Annotated in this window: 18 protein-coding genes; 2 read left to right on the top strand and 16 right to left on the bottom strand. The window is 41.2% G+C overall.

What is annotated here, in order from left to right; all coding sequences use genetic code 11:
- Positions 1-211: 211 nt before the first annotated feature.
- From P7J36_RS06680 to P7J36_RS06635, 10 genes are all read right to left on the bottom strand, one after another.
- A complete protein-coding gene (locus P7J36_RS06680; RefSeq protein ID WP_408551552.1) occupies positions 212-2,479 on the bottom strand; it encodes a glycogen/starch/alpha-glucan phosphorylase in 2,268 nt (755 codons plus the stop codon).
- Between the two features lie 441 nt (positions 2,480-2,920).
- A complete protein-coding gene (gene deoD, locus P7J36_RS06675) occupies positions 2,921-3,634 on the bottom strand; it encodes a purine-nucleoside phosphorylase (protein WP_024375898.1) in 714 nt (237 codons plus the stop codon).
- A gap of 32 nt (positions 3,635-3,666) precedes the next feature.
- Positions 3,667-4,476: a purine-nucleoside phosphorylase gene (locus P7J36_RS06670; RefSeq protein WP_024415757.1), complete on the bottom strand. Its 810-nt coding sequence runs from the start codon at positions 4,474-4,476 to the stop codon at positions 3,667-3,669.
- Positions 4,477-4,487: 11 nt separating this feature from the next.
- Positions 4,488-4,844: an arsenate reductase family protein gene (locus tag P7J36_RS06665; protein WP_408551553.1), complete on the bottom strand. Its 357-nt coding sequence runs from the start codon at positions 4,842-4,844 to the stop codon at positions 4,488-4,490.
- Positions 4,844-6,055: a phosphopentomutase gene (locus P7J36_RS06660; RefSeq protein WP_408551554.1), complete on the bottom strand. Its 1,212-nt coding sequence runs from the start codon at positions 6,053-6,055 to the stop codon at positions 4,844-4,846. Before P7J36_RS06660 ends, P7J36_RS06665 begins: the two co-directional genes overlap by 1 nt.
- A 327-nt stretch (positions 6,056-6,382) precedes the next feature.
- Entirely contained in the window at positions 6,383-7,057 is a 675-nt protein-coding gene (rpiA, locus tag P7J36_RS06655) for a ribose-5-phosphate isomerase RpiA (RefSeq protein ID WP_029186751.1), read from the bottom strand.
- A gap of 122 nt (positions 7,058-7,179) precedes the next feature.
- Positions 7,180-7,473, bottom strand: a complete 294-nt coding sequence (locus P7J36_RS06650) for a hypothetical protein (protein WP_029186752.1) — start codon at positions 7,471-7,473, stop codon at positions 7,180-7,182.
- The gene (locus tag P7J36_RS06645) at positions 7,454-9,496 is read right to left on the bottom strand and encodes a hypothetical protein (protein WP_408551555.1); all 2,043 of its coding nucleotides are present in this window, start codon (positions 9,494-9,496) and stop codon (positions 7,454-7,456) included. The genes P7J36_RS06650 and P7J36_RS06645 overlap by 20 nt, the downstream gene beginning before the upstream one ends.
- A 14-nt stretch (positions 9,497-9,510) precedes the next feature.
- Complete coding sequence (locus tag P7J36_RS06640; RefSeq protein ID WP_408551556.1) at positions 9,511-12,147, bottom strand: DEAD/DEAH box helicase family protein; 2,637 nt, start codon at positions 12,145-12,147, stop codon at positions 9,511-9,513.
- 3 nt (positions 12,148-12,150) lie between these two features.
- On the bottom strand, positions 12,151-14,085 hold the full coding sequence (locus P7J36_RS06635; protein ID WP_222366177.1) for a DNA methyltransferase: 1,935 nt from the start codon (positions 14,083-14,085) through the stop codon (positions 12,151-12,153).
- Between the two features lie 339 nt (positions 14,086-14,424).
- Here P7J36_RS06635 and mnmE point away from each other — a divergent pair, with 339 nt between their 5' ends.
- Together mnmE and P7J36_RS06625 are read left to right on the top strand one after the other, a co-directional pair.
- Positions 14,425-15,798, top strand: a complete 1,374-nt coding sequence (mnmE, locus tag P7J36_RS06630; protein WP_408551557.1) for a tRNA uridine-5-carboxymethylaminomethyl(34) synthesis GTPase MnmE — start codon at positions 14,425-14,427, stop codon at positions 15,796-15,798.
- A 206-nt stretch (positions 15,799-16,004) separates the two neighbouring features.
- A complete protein-coding gene (locus P7J36_RS06625) occupies positions 16,005-17,081 on the top strand; it encodes a hypothetical protein (RefSeq protein WP_398582341.1) in 1,077 nt (358 codons plus the stop codon).
- 501 nt (positions 17,082-17,582) lie between these two features.
- Here the strand turns inward: P7J36_RS06625 and P7J36_RS06620 are convergent.
- The 6 genes from P7J36_RS06620 to pepV all read right to left on the bottom strand — a co-directional run bounded on the left by P7J36_RS06620 (position 17,583) and on the right by pepV (position 23,688).
- On the bottom strand, positions 17,583-19,052 hold the full coding sequence (locus P7J36_RS06620; protein ID WP_408551558.1) for a flotillin family protein: 1,470 nt from the start codon (positions 19,050-19,052) through the stop codon (positions 17,583-17,585).
- Between the two features lie 11 nt (positions 19,053-19,063).
- Positions 19,064-19,645 (bottom strand): LemA family protein, encoded by a 582-nt coding sequence (locus P7J36_RS06615; RefSeq protein ID WP_408551559.1) that lies wholly within the window; start codon positions 19,643-19,645, stop codon positions 19,064-19,066.
- A 15-nt stretch (positions 19,646-19,660) separates the two neighbouring features.
- Complete coding sequence (locus P7J36_RS06610) at positions 19,661-20,446, bottom strand: TPM domain-containing protein (protein ID WP_408551560.1); 786 nt, start codon at positions 20,444-20,446, stop codon at positions 19,661-19,663.
- A gap of 71 nt (positions 20,447-20,517) precedes the next feature.
- A complete protein-coding gene (locus P7J36_RS06605; protein WP_408551561.1) occupies positions 20,518-21,096 on the bottom strand; it encodes a uracil-DNA glycosylase family protein in 579 nt (192 codons plus the stop codon).
- Entirely contained in the window at positions 21,083-21,541 is a 459-nt protein-coding gene (locus tag P7J36_RS06600) for a GNAT family N-acetyltransferase (RefSeq protein WP_408551562.1), read from the bottom strand. The genes P7J36_RS06605 and P7J36_RS06600 overlap by 14 nt, the downstream gene beginning before the upstream one ends.
- 746 nt (positions 21,542-22,287) lie before the next feature.
- Entirely contained in the window at positions 22,288-23,688 is a 1,401-nt protein-coding gene (gene pepV / locus P7J36_RS06595; protein ID WP_408551563.1) for a dipeptidase PepV, read from the bottom strand.
- Positions 23,689-23,873: the final 185 nt, after the last annotated feature.

Genomic DNA, 23,873 nt, shown 5'->3' with positions numbered 1-23,873 from the left:
AGTCTATCACTTTATCGAAAAATAAAAAGACCCTATCCAATAAAAATTGGAGTAGGATCCTTAACTTAATGACATTGCCCCGAAAGGTCATTTTTAGTTTATTTATACTCAATGAAAATCAAAAGTAGCCTAGGAAACGAAGCCGACGATAGAACTGAAGTTCATCTAGGCTCTTGACAACGGATAATTTTGATTTTCGAAGAGTATTAGCTTACTTAGCTTCCAAATGCCAGATGTCTTCGTTGTACTGTTGAATAGTACGGTCTGATGAGAAGAATCCTGCTTTAGCAATGTTGACGATAACCTTATCCAACCAGCTGTCACGATCTTCGTAGTCTGCCAACATTCTTTCCTTGGTCGCAATGTAGTCTTCCAAGTCTAGCAAGGTCATGAAGTGGTCATTGTGCTTGAGGTTGTCTTGCAAACGCCAGAGACGTTCATCGATACCACCAGCATGACGAATGGTGTCAGACGTGATGAAATCAATCAATGGACGGATCGCTTCGCGCTCGTAGAAGGCATACGGATGGTAGGTTCCATTGACATAGTGGTCAATAACAGTCTGGCTATCTTGACCGAAAATGTAGATATTTTCATCGCCGACCAATTCATGAATTTCCACGTTGGCACCGTCATCTGTACCGATGGTCAAGGCACCGTTGAGCATGAATTTCATGTTACCAGTACCAGATGCTTCTTTGGATGCAAGAGAAATTTGCTCTGAAATGTCTGCCGCTGGGATGATGAAGCTAGCTTCCGTTACATTGTAGTTTTCAATCATAACCAACTGCAAGTGCGGTGCTACTTCTGGATCATTTTTGATAACCTGTGACAAGACCAAAATCAAGTGGATAATATCTTGAGCCGTTGTGTAAGCAGGTGCTGCTTTTCCGCCAAAGAAGACAGTCAATGGACGTGTTGGGATGTTTCCTGCCTTGATATCCAAATACTTGTGGATAACATAGAGGACATTCATCTGTTGACGCTTGTACTCGTGCATACGCTTGATTTGTACATCAAAGATGGATTCTGGATTGACATGGACACCTTGCGTCTTAGCAATATGGCGTTGCAACTTACGCTTGTTGTGCTGCTTGGTTTCTTCCAACCATTTCTTCAATTCTTTGCTGTCTTTGTGGTCCAAAAGTTTTTCCAACTCGCTGGCATCATGGTGATAACCATGGCCAAGTAGGCCATCAAGATAGCTTGCCAAACTTGGGTTGGCATGCATGAGCCAACGACGGAAGGTGATACCATTCGTCTTGTTGTTAAACTTCTCTGGATAGAGCTCATAGAAGGCTTTTAACTCTGATGTTTTCAAAATCTCAGTATGAAGGGCTGCCACACCATTGATAGAGTAGCCATAGTGAATATCCATGTGGGCCATGTGGACACGACCATGCTCATCGATGATATTAACCGCTGGATCATTTTTCACTTCTTTGGCACGGCGGTCCAACTCCTCAATAAATGGTACTAAGTGAGGCACCACATGGTTCAAGAAGTCAAGTGGCCATTTTTCAAGGGCTTCAGACAAGATTGTATGGTTGGTATAGGCAGTCATTTTCTTAACAATTTCGATTGCCTCATCGAAGGAAATGCCACGAAGTTCCAAGAGACGAATCAATTCTGGAATGACAAGGGATGGGTGGGTATCGTTGATTTGAACCACTGCATAATCAGGCAAGTCATGAAGGTTTGACCCTTTGGCAACCGCTTCGTCAATCAAGAGTTGGGCAGCGTTAGACACCATGAAATACTGCTGGAAGATACGGAGAACTTTACCCTCGTCTGTCGAATCATCTGGATAAAGGAAGAGGGTCAAATTACGGAAAATATCTTCCTTGTCAAACTCAATGCCATCATAAATAATATTGTCATCAACTGAACCAAGGTCAAACAAACGCAAACGGTTCTTCCGCTCGGTCTTATAACCTGGCACATCGATATCGTACAACTTAGACGTCAAGGTAAAGTTAGCAAATGGTACTTGGTAAGAAATTGGGGATTCTGTCAACCAAGAACGTGGTGTAATCCACTCGTTTGGCACTGCAGATTGTTGGTGGTATTCGAACAACTGACGGAAAAGTCCGAAGTGGTAGTTCAATCCCACACCATCTCCGTTGAGACCAAGGCTAGCAATGGAATCAAGGAAGCAGGCGGCCAAACGACCCAAACCACCATTTCCTAGTGATGGCTCCATCTCCACATCTTCAATAGCAATCAAGTCCTTACCTGCAGCTGCAAGCTGGCTTTTCACTTCATCATAAAGACCAAGGTTGATTAAATTATTAGACAAGAGCTTACCAATTAAGAACTCTGCTGAAATATAGTAGACCTTTTTCTTTTGGTCATTTGTATACTTAGCTTCACTCTGCTGTTTTGTAAAAGCAAGCAAGGCGTAATAGAGTTCTTGGTCTGTACAATCTTCAATGCGTTTGGCATACATAGACTGAACAAAATTTTGTAAATTAATCATAAGGCTTCTCCTGGATATATTAATGTAATCATTCAGAAAGGTTTCACTCCACCTTTGTAAACGTTTTCTTAATTATACCCTATTTATAAAAAAAAGACAAGCCAACTTCCGTACAAATAGAAATTGGTTCGTCTTTTAAACGAGGCTGGGCAAAAAGTCCAGCCACGCTTCTCAGAGTTCGTGTAAACATCTCAGCGCAGTGATTGATTGGCAGATTTGTTCGTGTTTCACACTCCAAATCTGACCATTACGACTGTTGCGAACAAAGTTCGCTTCATCTCCAACCTCCAAAGGTTCCCCGAACCTTTGGAGCTATGCGGGGGTGGGAGTGAAACAGTCTGGGGATAGACTGTTTCAGCTCAACAACTAGAAATAAAGACTTGTTGACGAACTCTTTTTTAGACCAGTCGAGTTCTTTCCCACTCCCAGAATTATTCTTAATTATTCTGCAATCAGAGTTTCCAAACCAACCTTCATCATGTCCGTGAAGGTATTTTGACGCTCTTCTGCAGTTGTGTCTTCTTCTGGGTTGACCAAGCTATCTGAAATCGTCATAATGGCAAGCGTTTGAACGCCAAACTTAGCACCTAGGTAATAAAGTGCAGCTGCTTCCATTTCGACAGCCTTGACACCTAGTTGACCTAATTCTAAGTTGCGGCTAAACAATTTTGGAGAATAGAAACTATCTGAAGACAGAACATTGCCGACATGCGTTGTCATGTTGAGTTCTTTGGCGATATGATAAGCCTTATCTAAAAGACCAAAATCAGCGATTTGTGGCAAATCATATTCTGGCCAGTCAATATTGATCATGCGAGAATTAGTTGCGGCTGCTTGCGCCAAAACCAATTCACGAACATGAACATCCTTGTTGAGCGAACCGGCAGTTCCTACACGGATAAGCTTCTTCACGCCGTAATCATTGATCAATTCATGAGCATAGATAGAGATCGAAGGCATTCCCATACCTGTTCCCATGACAGAGACACGATGACCCTTGTAGGTACCAGTATAGCCGAACATATTACGAACTTCGTTGAAGCAAACGGCATCTTCAAGGAAGTTTTCAGCGATAAATTTAGCACGAAGCGGATCACCAGGAAGCAAAATCTTATCAGCAATTTCGCCTGGTTTTGCGGAAATATGGATAGACATGTAATGTACCTCTTTGTTCTATTTTCGAATGCTTACAACTCAGCCAAGATAGCTTTCACCAAGCCCTTGAAGTTGCCCTTGATTTGCTCGGTTACTTCTACGACTTCTTCGTGGTTGAGTTCAGATTGGAAACCAGCCGCAAAGTTTGTGATAGCTGAAATACCCAAGACTTTCATGCCTGAGTGAGCTGCCACGATAACTTCTGGTACTGTTGACATACCGACTGCATGGGCACCCATAGTCTTGAAGGCCAAGATTTCTGCAGGTGTTTCGTAGGTAGGTCCTGTCACACCGAGATAGACACCATTGTCCAACTTGATGCCCAATTTTTCCGCAACGGCATGGGCTTTTTCGCGGTATTCTTTAGTGTAGGCATTGGACATATCTGGGAAACGTGGACCAAATTCTTCCAAGTTTTCGCCAATCAGTGGATTTTGACCAGTCATGTTGATATGGTCTGTAATAGCCATGAGGGTACCTGGGCCGTAGCCGATACCACCGGCGGCATTGGTTACAATCACGCCTTCACAACCAAGAGCTTTCATGACACGGACTGGGAAGGTCACGACTTCCATAGGATTGCCTTCATAGAAGTGGAAACGACCTTGCAAAGCCAAGACCTTACGTCCTGCTAAATCACCGTAAACCAACTTACCAGCATGACCAACAACTGTTGACTTACCCCAGTTTGGAATATCCGCATAGTCGATGACAATAGCATTCTCAACTTCTTGGGCCAATTCGCCCAAGCCAGAACCCAAAATCAAACCGAATTCAGGTTTTACCAAACCTTTTTCTTCCAAGAACGTTTTTGTTTCATTGATTTTTGCAAGTAAACTCATATTTTCTCCTTTTATAAATAGTCCGACCAGTCATATTCTGGCATTTTTTCTTTGATGATGTCAAGCGGACGACAGAGGAAGGCTGTCTGCTCTCGCTCGATAATGGGACGGTTGAGAAGAGCAGGCTCTTTAACTAAACGCTCTAAGATTTCTTCTTCTGACAAGGCTAGTCGTTCTTCTTCCTTCAATCGAGTAACTGCTGAAGGTTGACTACCCATTTTTTCCAAGAGAGCTGTCAATTCAGCTCCCCTTACTGGCGTTTCCAAATAATTAACCCACTTGACTTCCATATCCTGACTGGACAGCAATATTCTTAATTTTTTACACTTGCTACAGTCGGGATTGATATAGACCGTTAGCTTCTCCATTAAACTAGTTTCTCCAAGAAGCTTTCGCCAATCATTGCTGTGTCCACTCCGAAGTTTTCCGCAACGGTTGCTGAGATATCCGCAAAATGACCAACTGGCAAGACACCGCTACCTTTGAAAGCCTTGCTGTATGCTAAGAGTGGCACATATTCGCGTGTGTGGTCTGTTCCAGCATAGGATGGATCATTGCCGTGGTCTGCAGTAATCAAGAGCAGGTCATCTTCACGCATATTGTCAATAATCTCTGGAATACGTGCATCAAACTCTTGCAAACAATCGCGGTAGCCTTCGATATTGCGACGGTGACCATACACAGCATCAAAGTCAACTAAGTTTGTGAAGGAGAAACCTTCCTCGAAGTCTGATAACTTCAGAGTATCAATCAACACATCGACACCGTGCATGTTGGACTTGGTGTGACCCATATCATTTGTAATACCTGAACCATTGAAAATATCACTGATTTTACCAACTGAGTAGGTTGGTACACCTGCATCTGCTAGTTTGTTGAGTACTGTTTCTTCAAACGGTGATACTGCATAGTCATGACGATTTGCAGTCCGTGAGAAATTGCCTGGCTCACCAACGTAAGGACGGGCGATGATACGGCCTAGAAGAGCTGGGCGTTCAAGCGTAATGGAACGAGCGTATTCACAGATACGGTACAATTCATCCAGCGGAATAATATCTTCGTGGGCTGCAATCTGAAGCACAGGGTCTGCGGAGGTATAGACGATTAACTCCCCAGTTTCCATTTGGCGAGGGCCGAAGTCATCAATGACAGCTGTACCTGAATACGGCTTGTTCGCCTCGCGGATGATTTTACGTCCTGAGAACTCTTCGATTTTTGTCAAAATCTCCTCTGGGAAGCCGTCCCAGAAAGTATCGAATGGTTCAGTGATATTGAGGCCCATGATTTCCCAGTGACCTGTCATAGTGTCTTTTCCAAGCGATACTTCTTCCAACTTAGTCACGTAGCCGGTCGGATGTTCCTCGGCAGGAACTGTCGCAAGGGCTGTGTCACGAGGGATATTTCCAAGACCGATCTTGGTCATATTAGGCACCTCAAGCCCAGCTTTTTCAGAAATGTGACCGAGAGTATCAGATTCTGTATCTGCTACACCCGCATTGAAAAATTTATCTGAGTCTGGTGCTGCGCCGATTCCGACAGAGTCCATAACTACCAAGTGAACACGTTTAAATTTAGGCATAATTGTCTCCTTTATTTGAATAGTTAGATTCAACCAAAATCAACGTCCAACCAAGTTGCTAGACTGGAAATTATCGTTACCACATCTAAACATTTTAATGGGGTGCAATACTTATACAGTCAAAGCTCTCGGTATCAAACTTCCTAACCATCAAAACTAGATACTGTTACTCGCTTCACTGCCTGCTGTTCAGCTATCGCTTTTTCAGTACCTATCATCTGACTGCTACGAGGTAAGGGGATAGATTTTTGAAGAGTCTAAACGTTCGTGTTTTCATTATACCATAAAAAAGCCTCTCATTGTACCAAAATGAGAAGCGTTTTCAATTTATTTCTTTTCGATGATGTTCGGTCCTTCTGGTGTACCAACAATTACCTTGGAAATCAATCCAATAAAGAGACCGTGTTCTACAACACCGACGGTCCGATCCAGTTCTTCCGCCAATGCATATGTGTCTTCTATTCTGCGCAAATCAAGGTCAATGATAAAGTTCTGCATATCCGTGATATGTTTTTCTCCATTACGCATACGGAAACTTGGACGATACCCTTTTTTCTCAAATAGTCGGAAAAGATTTTCCGCACCGTACTGTACAACTTCTACCGGCAACTTGAAAGCTCCTAGGGTTTGCACCACCTTAGACTCATCCACAATCCAGATGCAGTCCTTACTATTGACTGCTACCACTTTCTCCATGAGAAGCGCTGCACCACCGCCTTTAATCCCATTGAAGTCTCCATCAACCTCATCTGCTCCATCCACCGTCAAGTCCACATATTCGACTTCGTCGATATTTTTTAGGGGAATCCCAAGGGACGCAGCATGTTCTGCCGTAGCATGAGAGGTCGTTACGCCTGTGATCTGCAAGCCCTCTTCCGCAACCCGGCGACCAATCTCCTGCACGAAATAGTAGGCTGTCGAGCCAGTTCCCAGCCCAACAATCATGCCGTCAGCCACAAATTCCGCCGCCTTAATCCCAACCTGCTCTTTTAGGTTTGTCATTTTTATCTCCTTTGAAGTCATTCACGAAATAATTATACCACAGCTAAGACAGCAGTTCAAAATAACAACTCAAACTTCAGACAGCAAAGACTACAATATGTGCATAGTGACTAATGCTGAAATTATTTTTCAATCATAAGACTTGGGAAAGAGGAGTCAATATCATGTTTTATCTGGTCAAGATTATCAACAAACTCTTTTACTTTTTGAATAATTTGAATGACAATTTCTTTTTCTACTGGATTTTTGATATTCTCAATTTCAGTATCTTCTGGAATTTGAAGAGTGGTAATATCTTCTATCTGGTAAATGGCATTAAACAAATCCAATAGGTCATTCTTAGAAAGAGCTTCAGGTCTGACCTTCCTCTCGTTAATTATAAAATAACATCCCGAATCATTCGTTAAGATTTGCATATATTTCTCCTTTCTTAGTATAAGAATCCATTCCGGATTCCATTGCTTCAATAAATTTTTCGTAACTTTTTTCCTCAGTACCATTTATTGAATCTTTGATTTTACTGGAACTAAACTCCCCTGACATGATAGAGTAATTTCCGCTATTATCTTTTGAAGTGATTATCAAATAATCTGGTTCTAATAATGTACCCAACGTAGAATTATGTGTAATAACAACAACCATACTATTTCTTGCAAGTTGCTTCAATTCTTTATTCAACTCGTTTTTTATATAAGCATTATCTAATGATGATTCTGGCTCATCAATTAGAATAATTGGTTTATTTTTAGCTTCATTTAATCTTAACATCAGAGCAAAGCCTACAGCTTGACCACCTGAAGCCGGTACTCCTTCGGAGTCAAGAAGTTTAACTTCTTTTTGAAGTAAATATTCAGCAAAGTTAGCTTCATTATAGAATTTTTTCTGTTTCAACCTTTTTAAAAACGTTATAAAATCCTTTTCTCTATAGACTTTTATTAAATCATTATTTACAGCCTCTTGCGTTCCAATTTCTTTCTGAAACTGACTAGCATTCTTGTATGGAATAAGATTTACACATATTTGATAACCATGCAGACGCTCATTTTTAAGCGGAGTCTCAACTATGATTTGATTTAAAAAGCTATCAATTTTTTTCTCTAGTTGCAGCTTATGGATAATATTATTAATACTGCATTCCTGAACATTCGAAATTCCAGTTCTAGCTGTAACTGTAGATTTTACATCCTTCATTATCTCATTTATTTTTTGCTTAAGTTCATTATCCTTTCTATATTTTAGGTAAATATCCCTAAGTTCTGAATAAACTTCAATAAAGTCACTTTTCTTCTGAGAGTTTTTGTTTAGGAGGTTCCAGATTTCTTCATTCTCAATTACCTCTTTAATATTTGTAAGCGCACTTCTTATGTAATTAATATTAGACAGTTCAAATTCTGTTTCTTGAAATAACAAATATTTTTGGCTAGATTTACTTCTTGCCATTTCAGTAGCAAATCTTTTAACATCTACCAAAAAATTTTCAATATCATCAATTTCCGTATAGGTATCTTGCAAATATGATTTAATTTTCGAGAATTCATTTGTATATTTTTCCTGCCATTTTGAAAATTCAATCGAACCTTGGTATTTTCTTTGCTTCTCAATATACTCATCAGCTTTAGCGGTTTCAAATTGCTTTATTTCGTAGTATTCATCATCACTAAATTCCTTTATTTTATTGAGAAAATAAGTCTTTCCAGTTCCTCGTTTTCCAACTACCAAATTAAGTCCAGATGATATATTTACACCATCAATGTCGACAACATCTTTTAAATTTTCTTTATTTATGCTAACTTTACTCTTATCTCTCAAACATTTTTTTATATCTTCAAATTCGCAAGAATCAATCTGTAAATAAGTTTGCTTATTTTGTAATTTAGCTATATCATTTCGATTATCTGAATCTTGATTTGTTGCATGTGCATCACTGAATAAACAGGGCACTAAACTCTCTGGGTTATTTTTTGCAATATTAAATCTTAATTGATTAGGAACACCGCCAACACACACCAAGTTGCTAAAAATATTGGGAATTTCTTTTACTCCCTTACTTTTTCCAAGTTCAAAAATATAAATCCCTTGATCCCAACAAGGCAATTGTTCGCGTAACTGTTCGCTTGTTATACTATCTGATTGGGTTTGATGAATGTTAGATAACCACTCAGAAAATTGTGATAATACATCAATGCAATCACAAGGAAAAACGATGTTAACATGTCCTATATCCAAAGCAAGTTCAATTCCTGGATAAACTTTTACATTAGGTAGATATTCTGAAATTTCCTCAAAATTGTTTTTATCGAATAAGTCATGATTCGTTATAGCAATAGCATCCAATTTTGTCTTATCTACATATGCTTTAAGCCACTCAATCGAAAAGTTAAAGTACGAATCTTTTATACTTGGAACTGTATGAATATGAAAATCAATCCTTTTTACCATAATATTCTCCTACATTACAATTTACGTAATTCTTCCCTAACCCCATCCTTGCTTACCACCTCATTAAAGAACGGCAATCCAACAATACGATAGCGGTCATCATCAACCAGTGTTCTCGCCTCGTCTCGCTCGGAAATTTGACGCAAGAACTCTTGTTTCCAACCTTCCTTGCTATTTTTGAAAGTATTATCAGAATCCAAGAACTGGCTCCCTTTCGGTTCAATGAAAATCTGCCACGAAACATTTCCTGTATTTTTGTCGTTGGCAAACATGAGAAAGTCTGGTTCAAAGGCTTGCCCCTTATCAAAACTATAAATCTTTACAGCTTTTTCATTTCGAAGCAGGTAAATATCCGTCCATTTTTCTTCAAGTTCAACCATTAAATCTTTAATCAGGCGAACGAGAAGTTTTTCCTCACTTGTGCCGAAGTTGTCATCGTAAGCGTACCAGTTTAGATTGTCTAAGTCTTCAAAATATTGCGTCTCAGCTGGATTTTTCTGAGATAAACCAAACTCTGACTGACTTTGATGATTGATGGTGTATTTTCGCAAGATATTATCTTCAAACAAGTCTTTTATTTTGTATTGTTCAAATTTTTCTGAACCGAAGAAGCGTTCCTCGGTCGCAATCAAATCTTTTTCAATATGGTGGAGAAGTTTTTCCGTGATATAAAGTTTATCATCTGGCGTCAAATCAGACATCATTTGATATTGAGATTCAACTCGAATATCAATATCTGCGAGCATACCAATAAAGGCAGATACACTTCCAAGTGCTACAAAGGCTCTTTGGAGATTATTAAAGGTAAATTTTTTGTTCCGATTGATAGCTGTTCGAACAATATTTTTACCGATAACTTTGCCAAATTTGAAAGTAAGTACTTCTAAAGATTCTGAAATGTACATCGATTCATCAAACGCTTCAATATCTCGCACACCATGTGTTGGGAGTTTGACCTCGAACGATTTGGGAATAAAATTGGTATCAAATAGACTTCCTTGACGCTGTTCAAGAAGTTGTTCGTACGAGAGACGCCTATTCATCCAAACAACACCATCAGTATAAGTCCGCGTCTTCTTGAAAGATTCCTTGAGTTTAAGTTCTCGTTCCTCAAGATTTTGGTCATCGAAAATCCCAGATTCACGCAAAACCTGCTTTAGTTCTGAAATATAACGAGGGTTATTCGCAGAGTGATAATGCAGTTGCTCAATGACACGAAGCTCTTTATTTTCATTATCATCAAACTTCCGAATATACTTGTCTTCCAGATTATCACCAATCACAAATGGAAAATAACGAGCACCACGACCAATCAGCTGTTTCTCTGTGTTGGTCGTTTTTCCAGGAACAAATCCGTTTTTCGTTGTTTTCCCATCACGGGTATCGTAGAGGCGTACAATATCGAAAAGATTAAGAACGTCCCAGCCTTCATTTAGCATATCGACGGCAAAAATCGCTCGGATTTCATTACTAGGCTGCTCCAAGGTGTTGAGGATGTTCAGGCTATCCTTGTTCTTATTTTTCCCATCCACCAATAGTAGGCGTTCTTTGCGAAAATCTTCTTGAAGCTCTGCTATCAAATCCGAATCTGAAATGCCAACTGTCTCGAAATAAGAAAACGCCTTTTTCAGGATACTGAACTTTTCATCCATTTCAATGACCAGCTCTCGCTGTGCTTGAATATCTTCTGGAGAAAGGTTGTCTAGCAACCCCAAAAATGCATCCAAATTTTCTTGACTTTCTGCAATTTTCTGCGACTTAAACATGACCAATGGTTTTAAGTTAATTCCGTTTTTCAAAGCGATTTTCTTGCGGTACTGACTGATGATAATTGCTTGTAGCATGCGATGATTGACTTCACCATCCACCAAGTGAAAGAGTACATCTTTAGAATATTTATCTAAACGAAACTCTTTCAAATCATACTTAAAAAGTAAGGACTTTTCGTACTTTTGTGCTAAGGTTGGATTGGTCAGGTCAATTGTTGCAGTAAATTCAAAGATACTGGACTTTTTAGCAGTCTTTTGAATCGTTTCAATCGTACTAGTCCAACTGGTATTGTCATCTTTCTCCGACCTACTCAATCCAGCGTTCAAGTGGTGAGCTTCATCCGCCAGCATGACAACCGAAATATCCTTAAACTGCTCATAAGAGAGACGATTTTCTCTTGGTGTATTCAAGTCTTGGTGGAGTTTTTGAATTGTCGTAAAAACAATATTGATACTATCATCACGACTATCTGAAAAGTCTGTCACTTCACGAACGGTCACAATTTGTCCGTCCATGACAATCTTTTCCGCAAAAAGATACTTGCCAGAAACACTTTCTAAGAAGTTATCCTTTGTTTTCGTCAGGATATTATCGTTGTTCACAAAGAAAATAAAATTCCGTTCACCTTGCTGATACTTCTCCAAGATAATCGTCGCCATCAAGAGCGTTTTACCAGAACCAGTTGCCATATTGTAAAGAACTTGCTCTGGAATGAGACGATTTTTGTCTGTTTTGTAGTGAAGATAACGTCCGATAGCCTCCTGCTGATAAGGTCGTAATGGGTGCTTCAAATTTTTCGTGAGGTAATCTGGCAAATCTGTCCGAAAATCCTTAAAGCCAGACCGACTGACTGTATCATAGGTTTCGTAAATGAATGTCATGGCTTACTTTTCCTTTCCGTAGAAAGAGTGATTGAGCTTTCTATCCTCTGCGGAAATCTGATAATCACTATCATCAATATCAGAATAATTCACATAGAGGTTATTGTTATCAATGATTTCAGACAAGATTTGCTTTTGTTCCGCCAAAGAAAGTTGACTAAACTCATTCTTTTTCAATTTTTTAGGATCGATGCGGTAGGACAAGAAGGAAGATTTTTTCGCAAGCTCAAACAGTTCTAATAATTCTTCCGTTGTTGTCGCCTCAAAAATCGCATTTTTGAAATCTTGAGCATCGTTTTTCAATTCGGCGTAGACAAAGCTACCACCGCCAGACCAGTTGACATCTTTTGAGATACCACCTTGTTCACCAGCGATAACCTTCTTCAGTCGCTCCACCGAAACCGTCTCAATATAATCCATCTGTTCGATACCAATGTACTGTCGGTTCATCTTGTGGGCGACGGCTGCTGTTGTTCCTGAACCAAGGTGGTAGTCAAGGACAATATCTCCATCCTCCGTAAACATTTCAATATAGTATTTAATATATTCTTCTGGTTTTTTTCCATTTCTAAAAGATACATCGCCCTCAGAGTTCACTAAGTTATATTGCTGAACAAAATCCACAAAGTTAGGATAAGGCTTTAATGTATATTCGCTTCCAAGTGGTTTTCCAGGATAGTAAAAGCCATTTTTATTCCCATTTTTTGGAAGTTCAAAAATTCTAAAATCTCGTCCATCATCCCCCATATCTGGGACAGTAAAAATGGTTCCTTCAGGATACTTAGCAATTAATTTTTCTAGATGAGCAACATAGAATCGCCCACTAGAATTTTTTTCTCGAATACTACCTCGAATTGACATTGATTTCAAACCACCAATATGACCTTGACCTCTAACAATAGTAACGTCATCAGGTAAGTAAACATTTATAGTTTTGTCTCCAACTTGAAAACTGTCATGAGGAATTTCAGGAAAATCAAAGTCATATTGATAATCGTCGATTGTTTTAACTACTTTTTGTTTTGGTAACTTGAAATTTTCAGATTTACTATATATCAACGCATATTCCAAAACGTCATTAAATTCTTTGTCACTTGTTAAGCTTCTTTGCGGATGGCGTACGAGAACATTAACATCCATTTTATGATTTTCTTCAGCAAAAAGCTCATCCATCATTACTCGGAGATATGGAAATTCATGGAAGCTAATTTGGACAATCAGTATTCCATCATTTTCTAGTAAATCCTTGGCAATAGATAGACGGTTTTTCATAAAAGTTAGCCACGTACTTCTGTTAAAACTATCATTATATCCAAAAGAGTCGCTACCTGTATTATAGGGCGGGTCAATATAAATGAGTTTGACCTTCCCTGCAAAGCGTTTCTTGAGGCTATGAAGGGCAATGAGGTTATTACCTTTGATGATGAGGTTATCGGTATCACTGAGTTCTTCTACTTCATGCTCTCCAGTTTCATCATAGCGCCTGAAGTTGGTCAAGACCTTATCATCCAAAAGACGATTGATTTCAGTCGGTGTGAGTGTCTCGTTAAAGAAAATCTCCTGACGTTTGGCATCATCCTTAGTCTGTCCACCCTCTAGCACACAATCTTTGTATGGAAAATTCAGGACAACTTCCTGATTTTCTGATAAATACTTGTCACCAGTCGCCAAACCAATTTTAGTCTTGTAGGCGGTAAAACTGTCGGGGAGAAACTCCTTATTGTTCAAAAACTGTAAAAAGACGTCTTTCTTGAAAATAAGAACACCAGTATCTAGAGTAGAAAAGAAATGCTTAGAAATTTTACCATTACTCATCAATATATTAAGGAGTTCAGGATTGTATTGTCTCGCCAGCTCGGCCAGTTTATTTTTATTGAGCACACCTTCCACCATAAAAGTTTCATTTTGTGCCAAAAGTTGCTCCAGTTCTTGCTTCATTATTAGATCTACCTTTCAGCTGAAAATTCCTAAAGGGCTGATAGGATTCATTTATTATGAATATAATAAATGAAGGGTATACCCTTCATTTATTATGAATATAATAAATGAAGGGTATACCCTTCGGTTTTCTTAAATTTTTATGTTTCTATTATAACATAGTCAACCTAAATTAATAGCAACACTTTTTGTATTTCTATCAAATTATCTTCTCAAATTAATTACTATATTTATTGCCCTCTCAATACATTTCTGCACTCCCCATCCCTCATCTGTGCTTTTTTCTTCATTCCATGATACACTTATAAGTAAGATTTTTTAGTTAGAAAGCACATTATTATGATCACCAAAGAATTCGACACCATTACCGCTATTTCCACCCCTCTCGGTGAGGGGGCCATTGGGATTGTCCGCCTGTCTGGGACAGATGCATTTGCTATTGCCAACAAGGTTTTCAAGGGCAAGGATTTGGCGACTGTTCCTAGCCACAGCCTCAACTACGGCCACATTATTGACCCTGCGACAGGTCAAGTACTTGACGAAGTCATGATTGGGGCCATGCATTCTCCAAAGACCTTCACCCGCGAAGATGTCATCGAGATTAACACCCACGGAGGCATCGCCGTTACCAACGAAATTCTCCAGCTCCTGATTCGCCAAGGTGCTCGAATGGCTGAGCCAGGCGAGTTTACCAAGCGTGCCTTTCTCAACGGCCGTGTGGATTTGACCCAGGCAGAGGCCGTCATGGATGTTATCCGTGCCAAGACCGACAAGGCCATGCACAATGCCGTCCGCCAGCTTGACGGCTCCCTTTCCCAGCTCATCAACGACACCCGTCAGGAGATTCTCAACACACTGGCACAGGTCGAGGTCAACATCGACTACCCTGAGTACGACGACGTCGAGGAAGCGACGACAGAGCTGGTCCGTGAAAAGACCCTCCAGTTCCAAGCCCTTTTGGAAAATCTCCTCCGCACTGCCCGCCGTGGAAAAATCCTGCGTGAAGGCATCGCAACCGCCATTATCGGTCGTCCAAATGTGGGAAAATCCAGCCTGCTCAATAACCTCCTCCGCGAGGAAAAAGCCATCGTTACAGACATCGCAGGAACAACCCGCGACGTTATCGAAGAATACGTCAACATCAAAGGTGTCCCCCTCAAGCTGATTGATACAGCAGGTATTCGTGAAACAGATGACATCGTTGAAAAAATCGGTGTGGAACGGTCTAAAAAAGCACTTGAGGAGGCCGACCTGATCCTGCTAGTCCTCAACGCATCCGAGCCCCTGACCGAGCAAGACCGCAATCTCCTAGCTATTTCCGATATGGCCAACCGTATCGTCCTGCTCAACAAGACCGACCTGGAAGAACAGATTGAAGCAGACCAACTGCCTGAGGATGTCATTCGCATTTCCGTCTTGAAAAACCAGAACATCGACCAAATCGAAGAAAAAATCAACCAGCTCTTCTTTGAAAATGCAGGTTTGGTAGAGCAAGATGCCACCTACCTCTCCAATTCTCGTCATATTTCCCTGATTGAGCAAGCCGTCCAAAGCCTACAAGCTGTCAATGACGGTCTGGAAATGGGCATGCCAGTAGACTTGCTACAGGTTGACCTGACACGCTGTTGGCAGATTTTAGGAGAAATCACAGGTGATGCTGCTCCAGATGAACTCATTACCCAACTCTTTAGCCAATTCTGTCTTGGAAAATAAGAAGATGCTAAGTAGTAAGTCTTAAAAATAGAAAATAGCTTAGAATTACGTCGTAAGAAACCGTGATTCTAAGCTATTTTTAATGATTCAAATTGTGATTGAAGATGAAAGGTTCAGTTTTTGCACACTTTTTGTATATTAACAGATTAAAACTTGTCCTTCTCTAAAAAATAAACTATACTATGGATAGAAAGGAGGCTTACCCTATGAAAAAAATGATAATCGCTTTACTTGCCGCTTTTTGCCTTATTTTTTCCTTTATCGCTTGGAAATTGGAAACCTATCAGCACGCCAAAGTAGAACTCGATTCAAATGCTGACTTCTATCTCGTTTATCCAGGTAAAATCGAAGCCTTTCAATTATCTAATGACCAGCCCAAGCTCATTCACACTCAAAAAATGAATTCGGACAACTATTTCGGCTCTGGAAAAAACCACATTCTAGACAATCAATCTTTAGTTTTTGCCAATGACCAGCTGAAATTTACCAATGACAATTTGGTTTCTATTGATTTCAAAACAGGAGAAATTCTTCGTAAGCCAAGCAAATACGCTACCTACATCAGCGGAACTGATGGACAACATTTTTATACAGCAGGTCCTTTCCATGCCTTATCGCAGTTTGATAATACGTTCAAATTAAAAAATCAATTAAAACTAGATGATGATTTTTTCCCACTTCCATATGTCTATGCAGATGATACATTCATTTATTTAAAAGGCAATCAAATAACCACTGGTCAATCAGATTCTCAAAAAAATGTTCTCTATATCATCGATAAAACAAGCTTTACAACATCAGATATAGTCGAATATGACAAAAATCTAGTAACTCATGAAGGACTCCTTGCAAAGGATACACTCTATCTTCCAATCACTAGCCACCATGCTTTAGATTACAAGGATATTGAGACTTCCTATGATATTTTGACCTTTAATACAAAGACACGTACATTTTCCTCCATAACCTTATCACAGCCTGCACCAGGAAGCATCCAACCACTCAAGGAAGATAACCTATTATTCATTGAGCACGAAAGCGATTGGCTATCCGCAATCTCTTTCACCATTTATAATACCCAAACAGGTCAAGAGAGCTACCATCGTCTAGACGAGCTTAATCCTCGTCCTTATTATATTGACCATGTCCGCCAACTAGACGGTAACAGATTATTATTGATTCTGGCTGGTAAGGCACTCATCTATGACTGGCAAACAAAAAAAGTTTTAAGTCAAACCATTCTATCTGAGGATTATGTCAGCGGGGTGTGGGTAAATAACTGATAAACAAAAACGAATCTCAATAAAGATTGTAAAAGTCCCAAGATTGCTCTTTCTTGGGACTTTCTCATATTCTATCGAAGTTGCACAGCACAATCAATGTACTTACAAATCCTCAGAACCACTATCTAATCGAAGTAAACGCCATTCCCAAAGCAGAACCAAAATAATATTTCCACCTTTCTTGCTCTAAATAGCGCTTAAACATCTTTAATTTATCCGATTGAATCCTATTCAAAGCTAGTTCTTCCAATACCTATGGATAAGTTTTATAGGAAAGATAGCTAATCTTACTACCTTTTTCACACAACTCCATTGCTTCCAACAACTGGAATTTCAATGCTTTGCTCAACTTTAATTCTGAATCAGATAATAGTTCATTTATTTTTTGTATAAACAACTTACTTTTTTTACTGTTTCTAAACATTTTCATTTTTAAAGACAATCATGCGATGGAAATGATGGTGTAAACCTACTCAGTCACCCATCTCTTCCAACTGCTTATTATTTTTCTTTGTCCTCTTCCGCTTCTTTTGTTTCTTGTGCAGTCAGTAAACCTGTTGACATGGCACGACCAGTTAGGGTTGCACTGATTAAATCACGGACATTGAGGCCTAGACCTTCTGTTGTCTTGTCCATGGTCGTCATCAGGTCTCCCACCATTTTTGAGGCATTCCCTTCGCCGTACATGGTAATCTTATCAACATTTCCAAGTGGTGCTGCAATATTCTTGGCGATTTCTGGAAGGACATTGACCACCATTTCAGTCACGGCTGCATCGTTGAACTTGGCCATGGCATCCGCTTTCTTGCTAAGACCTTCTGCCTCTGCTTCGAGTTTCAAACGGATGGCTTCTGCTTCGGCACGTCCTTTGGCCTCAATACCTGCCGCTTCTTGCTCCGCAGCATACTTGGCAGCTTCTGCACGCGCTTTTTGAGCTTCCGCTTCACGCTGCGTTTCGTAGAGTTCTGCTTCTGCCTTGCGTTGACGTTCAATCAAATCTGCTTCTGCAGCTTGCTGACGAGCATATTTTTCTGCCTCTGCCTGTTTGCGGATAGTAGCTGAGAGCTCTTGTTCACGGACCTTAACTTCCTCTGCTTTTACTTCTGCTTCTTTTTGTTGCTTGACAATATTGGCTTCAGCAGTTGCACGCTCGATTTCTTTCCGTTGAGCTTGTTCCTCAATGCCATAGGCTGCGTTTGCCTGTGCCAGTTGGACATCTGACTGACGTTTTAGATTAGCTTGCTCAATAGCTAGTTCATTCTGTTTCTTGGCGATTTCTAAGTCTGCAGCAACACGCGCATCATTAGCCGCCTTATCCTCACGGGCACGGACTTCTGCTTGTTCCCGCTCTGCTTTTGCACGAGCATTTGCGGCATCCTTCTGGATGGTCACAATATTGTCAATACCTAGGTTTTTGATAACATCGTTATCATCTGTGAAGGATTGGACCGTAAAGGCAATGATTTCCAGCCCCATTTTAGCCAAGTCAGGAGCCGCGTTGGATTGGACTTTTTCTGCAAAAGCCTGGCGGTTATTAACCATGTCACGCAGTTCCATCTGGCCAATGATTTCACGCAGATTTCCTTCCAAGACATCTTGAATAGAGGCAGAAATATCTGCAGTTTTCCAGTTAAGGAAGTTTTGAGCTGCCGCATTGAGCAATTCATCAGATACCCCAACCTTTACTTTTACGACCGCATCAGCTTTTACGTTGATAAAATCAAGAGTCGGTACAAAATCTGTGGTCTGCACATCTGTTGAAAACTGCTCAATAGAGATATAGGAGCGTTTTTCGATAAAGGGAATCATAAAACCAGAACGGCCAATTAAGGTCCTAGGTTTGCCCAAGCCGGTAATGACAATCGCTTCGTTAGGCTTGGCGGACACATAACCACATACAGACAATAAAACAAATAGTACAACAACAATAATTGGTATCATAATTGCCAATATATCAAATCCAAAGTCCATATTTATCTCCTTTATTCCTTATCACTCAAATCAACACTTGGTACTGTTGTTGCCGCATCTGTGCTGGCTTGGAAAAGCTCGACTTTTTCATAGCCAAATAGATTGGCATAGATGGAAGTCGGAAATCGCTTGATTTTTTTATTGTAGGCTGTTGCCACCGCATTATAATCCTTGCGGGCAACCAATATCCGATTTTCAGTACCTTCAAGCTCTGTAATCAAATCAGATACCTGTTGGTTGGCTGTCAGTTGCGGATAATTTTCCGCCACCATCAGCAGGCGAGAAACAGCCGAATCCAGCTGACTTTGGGCCTGATTGTAGTCACTAGTTCCTGCTTGACTAGAACCGATTTTCGCACGCGCATCCGCAATAGCAGTAAATATTTCTTCCTCGTGTTCCATGGCGCCTTTGACCGCCGAAACCACATTTGGAATCAGGTCATATCTACGTTGGAGCTGGGTATCCACATTGGCCTGTGCATTTTCCACTTCCGCATGGCTATCGACCAGCCCATTGTATTGACCGACTGCCCCCATTCCTAAAAATAGCAGAGCGAGAACCGGAATTAGTATAGCTAACCATTTCTTTTTCATAAACATTTTCCTTTCTTACCAACCAGACGAGGCTCCGCCGCCTCCACCACCGCCACCAGACCAGCCACCTCCTCCGAATGATGAAGAAGAGGAAGAATGAGAGGAATGGTTGTCATGGTAATGATGGCGGTCATCCACCAGCATCCAAAGAAGATTCCCTGGACCACCTCCACCACGGCTGGATTTATCAATGATCATAAAGATGATTATCACGAGAATGACAATCATAAACCAGACAAAACTATCACTTTCTGCACTGGTCCTTTCTTCCATAGCTGCCAGTTGTTCCTGACCCAGACTAGTCCCGTAGAAACGATCTCCTATGGATTGGACAATGTAGGTTACTCCTCCGTCATAGTCTTCCTGGCGGAAAAATTCTCTTGCATTTTCCAGAATGTCCTTGGCTTCTACATCCGTGATGACTGTGGCAGCATTGTCTGAGGTTTCTATCCGAAATGCTCTGTCAGCTATGGCAACCACTAAAAGAACTCCGTTGTCCGTTCCTGCAAAACCGACCTGCCAGTGACGAAAGGTTTCATTAGCCAAACTTTCAATATCACTGGACAGACTTTCTGTTACATAAACACCAACCTGTAAAGCTTGCTCGGTGCTTGCCCAATTTCGATTGAGTTGATCAATTTCTGCAATGGTCTCACTCGAGAGTAACTGCGTCTCATCCACTACCGTTGTACCTGTGGGTCGGTCTGGAATCTGATTTGCTCTAGCTAGTGTGGGTGCAAATAGCAAGCAAACCGTTAGAATAGCGAAACAGCCAATGACAATTTTTTTCCATTTTCTCATCAGAACACCTCCTTCGATGAACAAAGATAAGAAAAATTTATTAGGTATATATATACAATTATATCATATTATCATTTTCCCAACAATATATTTATGTTGTTTTTCAGTAACGGTAGAGTCTGTTCAACAAACCAAGGATGTTTAGCTTGCCAGATATTGTTCCTTGGCGATGGATGAGGTAGGGGAAAATAGGTGGGTAGGTAATCAGCTGCATTCTCCACTCTCTCGGTCACAGTCCTATGGGATTCCCCTAAATAATAGTCCTGGGCATACTTACCAATCAACAAAGTCAGCTCAATCTGGGGTAGTTGCTTCATAATGAGCGGGTGCCATTTGGACGCAAAATCCTTGCGAGGCGGCAAATCTCCAGACTTCCCCTTTCCTGGATAATAGAAATCCATAGGAAGAATAGCAAAATAGCCAGATTCATAGAAGAATTCCCTATCTACTCCCAACCATTTCCGCAGATTCTCTCCACTAGCATCATCAAAGAGGCGACCTTTTTCTTGTGTTTTTAATCCCGGCGCCTGTCCAATAATGAGGATTTTTGCAGTAGACGGTGCTTGGAAAAGCGGCTTTATCCCATTTTTCGTAAAAGCTTGATTGGGTAAATCTTCCATAATCGCCTGACGAATATCAGCAAGTTCCATGATGTCCTACTTTCTTGACCATTGTTACATCTGCTTCTAGGGCATGAAAACCACATTTTTTATAGAAGAAAAAGGCTGGCAGAGCGCGTTCGGTTTGCAGGAGAATATGAACAATCTTTCTCTCGACCAGCTGCTCCTCAATTCTTTTTAGAAAGTCCTTACCAATTCCTCGTCCTTGGTAGTTGCGAGCAATACAGAGCTCTTCAATACGGTATTCGGTCCCCTCATACCAGTAGCGAATGTGCCCTAGAGAAAGAGCAATGAGGCTACCTTGGTCAAGCAATCCAAAGCAAAGTGCTCTGGGGTGTGACAGCAAATCGCCTAGATAACGGTCTAATTGTTCCTCGTCAGACCAATCGTCATTCCATGGCTCCTGACTAAATACAGATAAGAAGAGCTGTTTGACCATTTCCATATCTGCAAGTGTGAGTTCTTTCAGTTCCATTTTCCCTCCTAAAAAAGACGGGCGAACCCGTCTTGATATGAACCCGTATTCACAAGTAAAGTACTTTGATATAAGAGATAGTTTTTCGCTAATCAAGGCAGTTTTTTGAGGCTGGGCTCAAGCCCAGCGCCACTTCTCAGAGTTCGTGTCAACATCTCAGCGCAGTGGTTGATTGCTCTAACAATCTGGGAGATTGTTAGAGGTAGGAAATAAAACAAACGAAGTTTGTGTCTAAACAGTCCAGTGGAGTGAAACAGTTTGGGGAACTGTTTCAGCCTGAGCCTAAAAATGAAAAAGCGAGGTAAAAAGGTTGGAGATAAGATTTGTGAAGCAAATCTCTGCAATTCGTGTTTTACACTCCAAATCCGACCTCTACGACTGTTGCGAACAAGTTCGCTTCATTTCCAACCTCCAACAGTCACTACTCTGACTTAACGATTGATGCGAACTTTGTTCGCTCTATCTCCAACCTCCAAAGGTTCCCCGAACCTTTGGAGCTATGCGGGGGTGGGAGTTCAAAAGGTCTGGGAGACCTCTTGAAGTGGGAGATAAAAGCTGACGGTAGTCAGCTCACATAATTCAAAGTCTGGGGATAGACTGTTTCAGGTCAACAACTTGAAACGAAAATTTGTTGACGAACTCGTTTTGAGACCAATCGAGTTCTTTCTCACTCCCAAAAAACGAACGATGAGTAGCTGAAAAACTAGCCTTAGATAAAAGTGCTGTACTGTAAATATGGGTTCGTACTATTTGATTAATTCATAAATAGCTTCTGCGTAAATGGCAGCGGCGCGGTAGAGTTGCTCAACTTCGATAAATTCGTTGGCTTGGTGCATGGTATTGACATCGCCTGGGAACATGGCTCCGTAGGCAACACCACGTTTGAGCAAGCGGCCGAATGTTCCGCCGCCGATTACTTGTTCGTGACCTTTCAAGCCTGTGTGTTTTTCATAAACAGACAAGAGGGTCGCGACCATTGGGTCGTCGATCGGGCAATAGTGTGGGGTATGACCATGCTCAGACAGGCTGACAGCTTCCACGCCAAGTTTTTCCAGACCAGCCTTGATGGCTTCAGGGTTGGTATTTTTTGGATAACGGAAATTGAGGGCAATAGTGTTGTCAGATGAGTTTTCATCAAACTTAAAGACACCAGCATTCATAGAAAGGGCACCCATTTGCCCATCGTAAATGGCTACGCCGAGTTTCTTAGCGTCATGGTCTTCCAGAAGAACTTGTCCTGCCAATTCAAGATAGGCTTTGGCTGCTCCGTCAAAGGCGAATTGACTGAGGAATTTAGCCAAGTAAGTTGCTCCGTTGACACCTTCTTCTGGGGTTGAACCGTGGGCTGATTTTCCGATGACGGTCACTTGTACCTGTCCGTTTTCAAGGATTTCTGCGTTAGCTTTTAGGCCGTAAGTAGCTGTGAATTCTGCCAACTTGCTGTCCAGATCTGCTAGGTCGCCAGAAATAATCGCTGTCGCAGACTCAGGCACCATGTTCTCACGCAAACCGCCTGCGAAGGAATGCAGCTTAGCAGCTCCGCTATTTTCCCCCGCAAAATGAAGATAAGCTGTGATGTTGCCCTTTTCGCCATTGATAATCGGGAACTCGGCATCTGGAGAAAATCCGAAATCTGGCAATGGCAGGCCGACGTGCTCGAAGTAGTAATCCATGTCCGCCCAGCCTGACTCTTCGTCGGTACCGACGATGAAGCGGACTTTTTTAGAGGTCGGAAGGCCCAGCTCCTTGATGATTTTCAAGCCGTAGTAGCAAGCCATGGTCGGTCCCTTATCGTCAGAGGATCCGCGGGCAAAGAGCTTGCCGTCGATGATTTGCGGCTCGTATGGGTCAGTGTTCCAACCGCTACCTGCTGGCACCACGTCCAAGTGACCGAAGATACCGAGGACTTCGTCGCCCTCGCCAAACTCAAAGTGACCTGCGTAGTTGTCAACGTTCTTGGTTGGGTAACCATCACGCTGAGCGATTTCCAGGAACTTGTCCAAGGCACGCACTGGACCAGGTCCAAATGGATGCTGGGCATCTGCCTGGCTGTCGTCACGCTCAGAATTGATGCGTAAGAGGTCAAAGAGGTCCGCTAGAAACTCATCTTTGCGTTTGTCAAACTCTGCTCTAAAATCTACTGTCATATGTTCTCCTTTTCAGTATCGTCATTTGGTTTATCTTTTATTACGTCGACGCAAGTGGAAACTTCGTTTCCCTATTTCCAACTTCAAATAATTTCATCATTATTTGAACTCGTTTTGCCGTACTTCAGTTATGCCTGCGGCTGTTGACACAAACTTCGTTTGTTTCATCTCCAACCTTCAAAGAT

The organism is Streptococcus suis, assembly GCF_046032115.1.
In the GTDB taxonomy this organism is placed as follows: domain Bacteria; phylum Bacillota; class Bacilli; order Lactobacillales; family Streptococcaceae; genus Streptococcus; species Streptococcus suis_AJ.
Note: the sequence above shows the minus strand (reverse complement) of the source record. Positions and strands in the feature narration are given on the sequence as shown.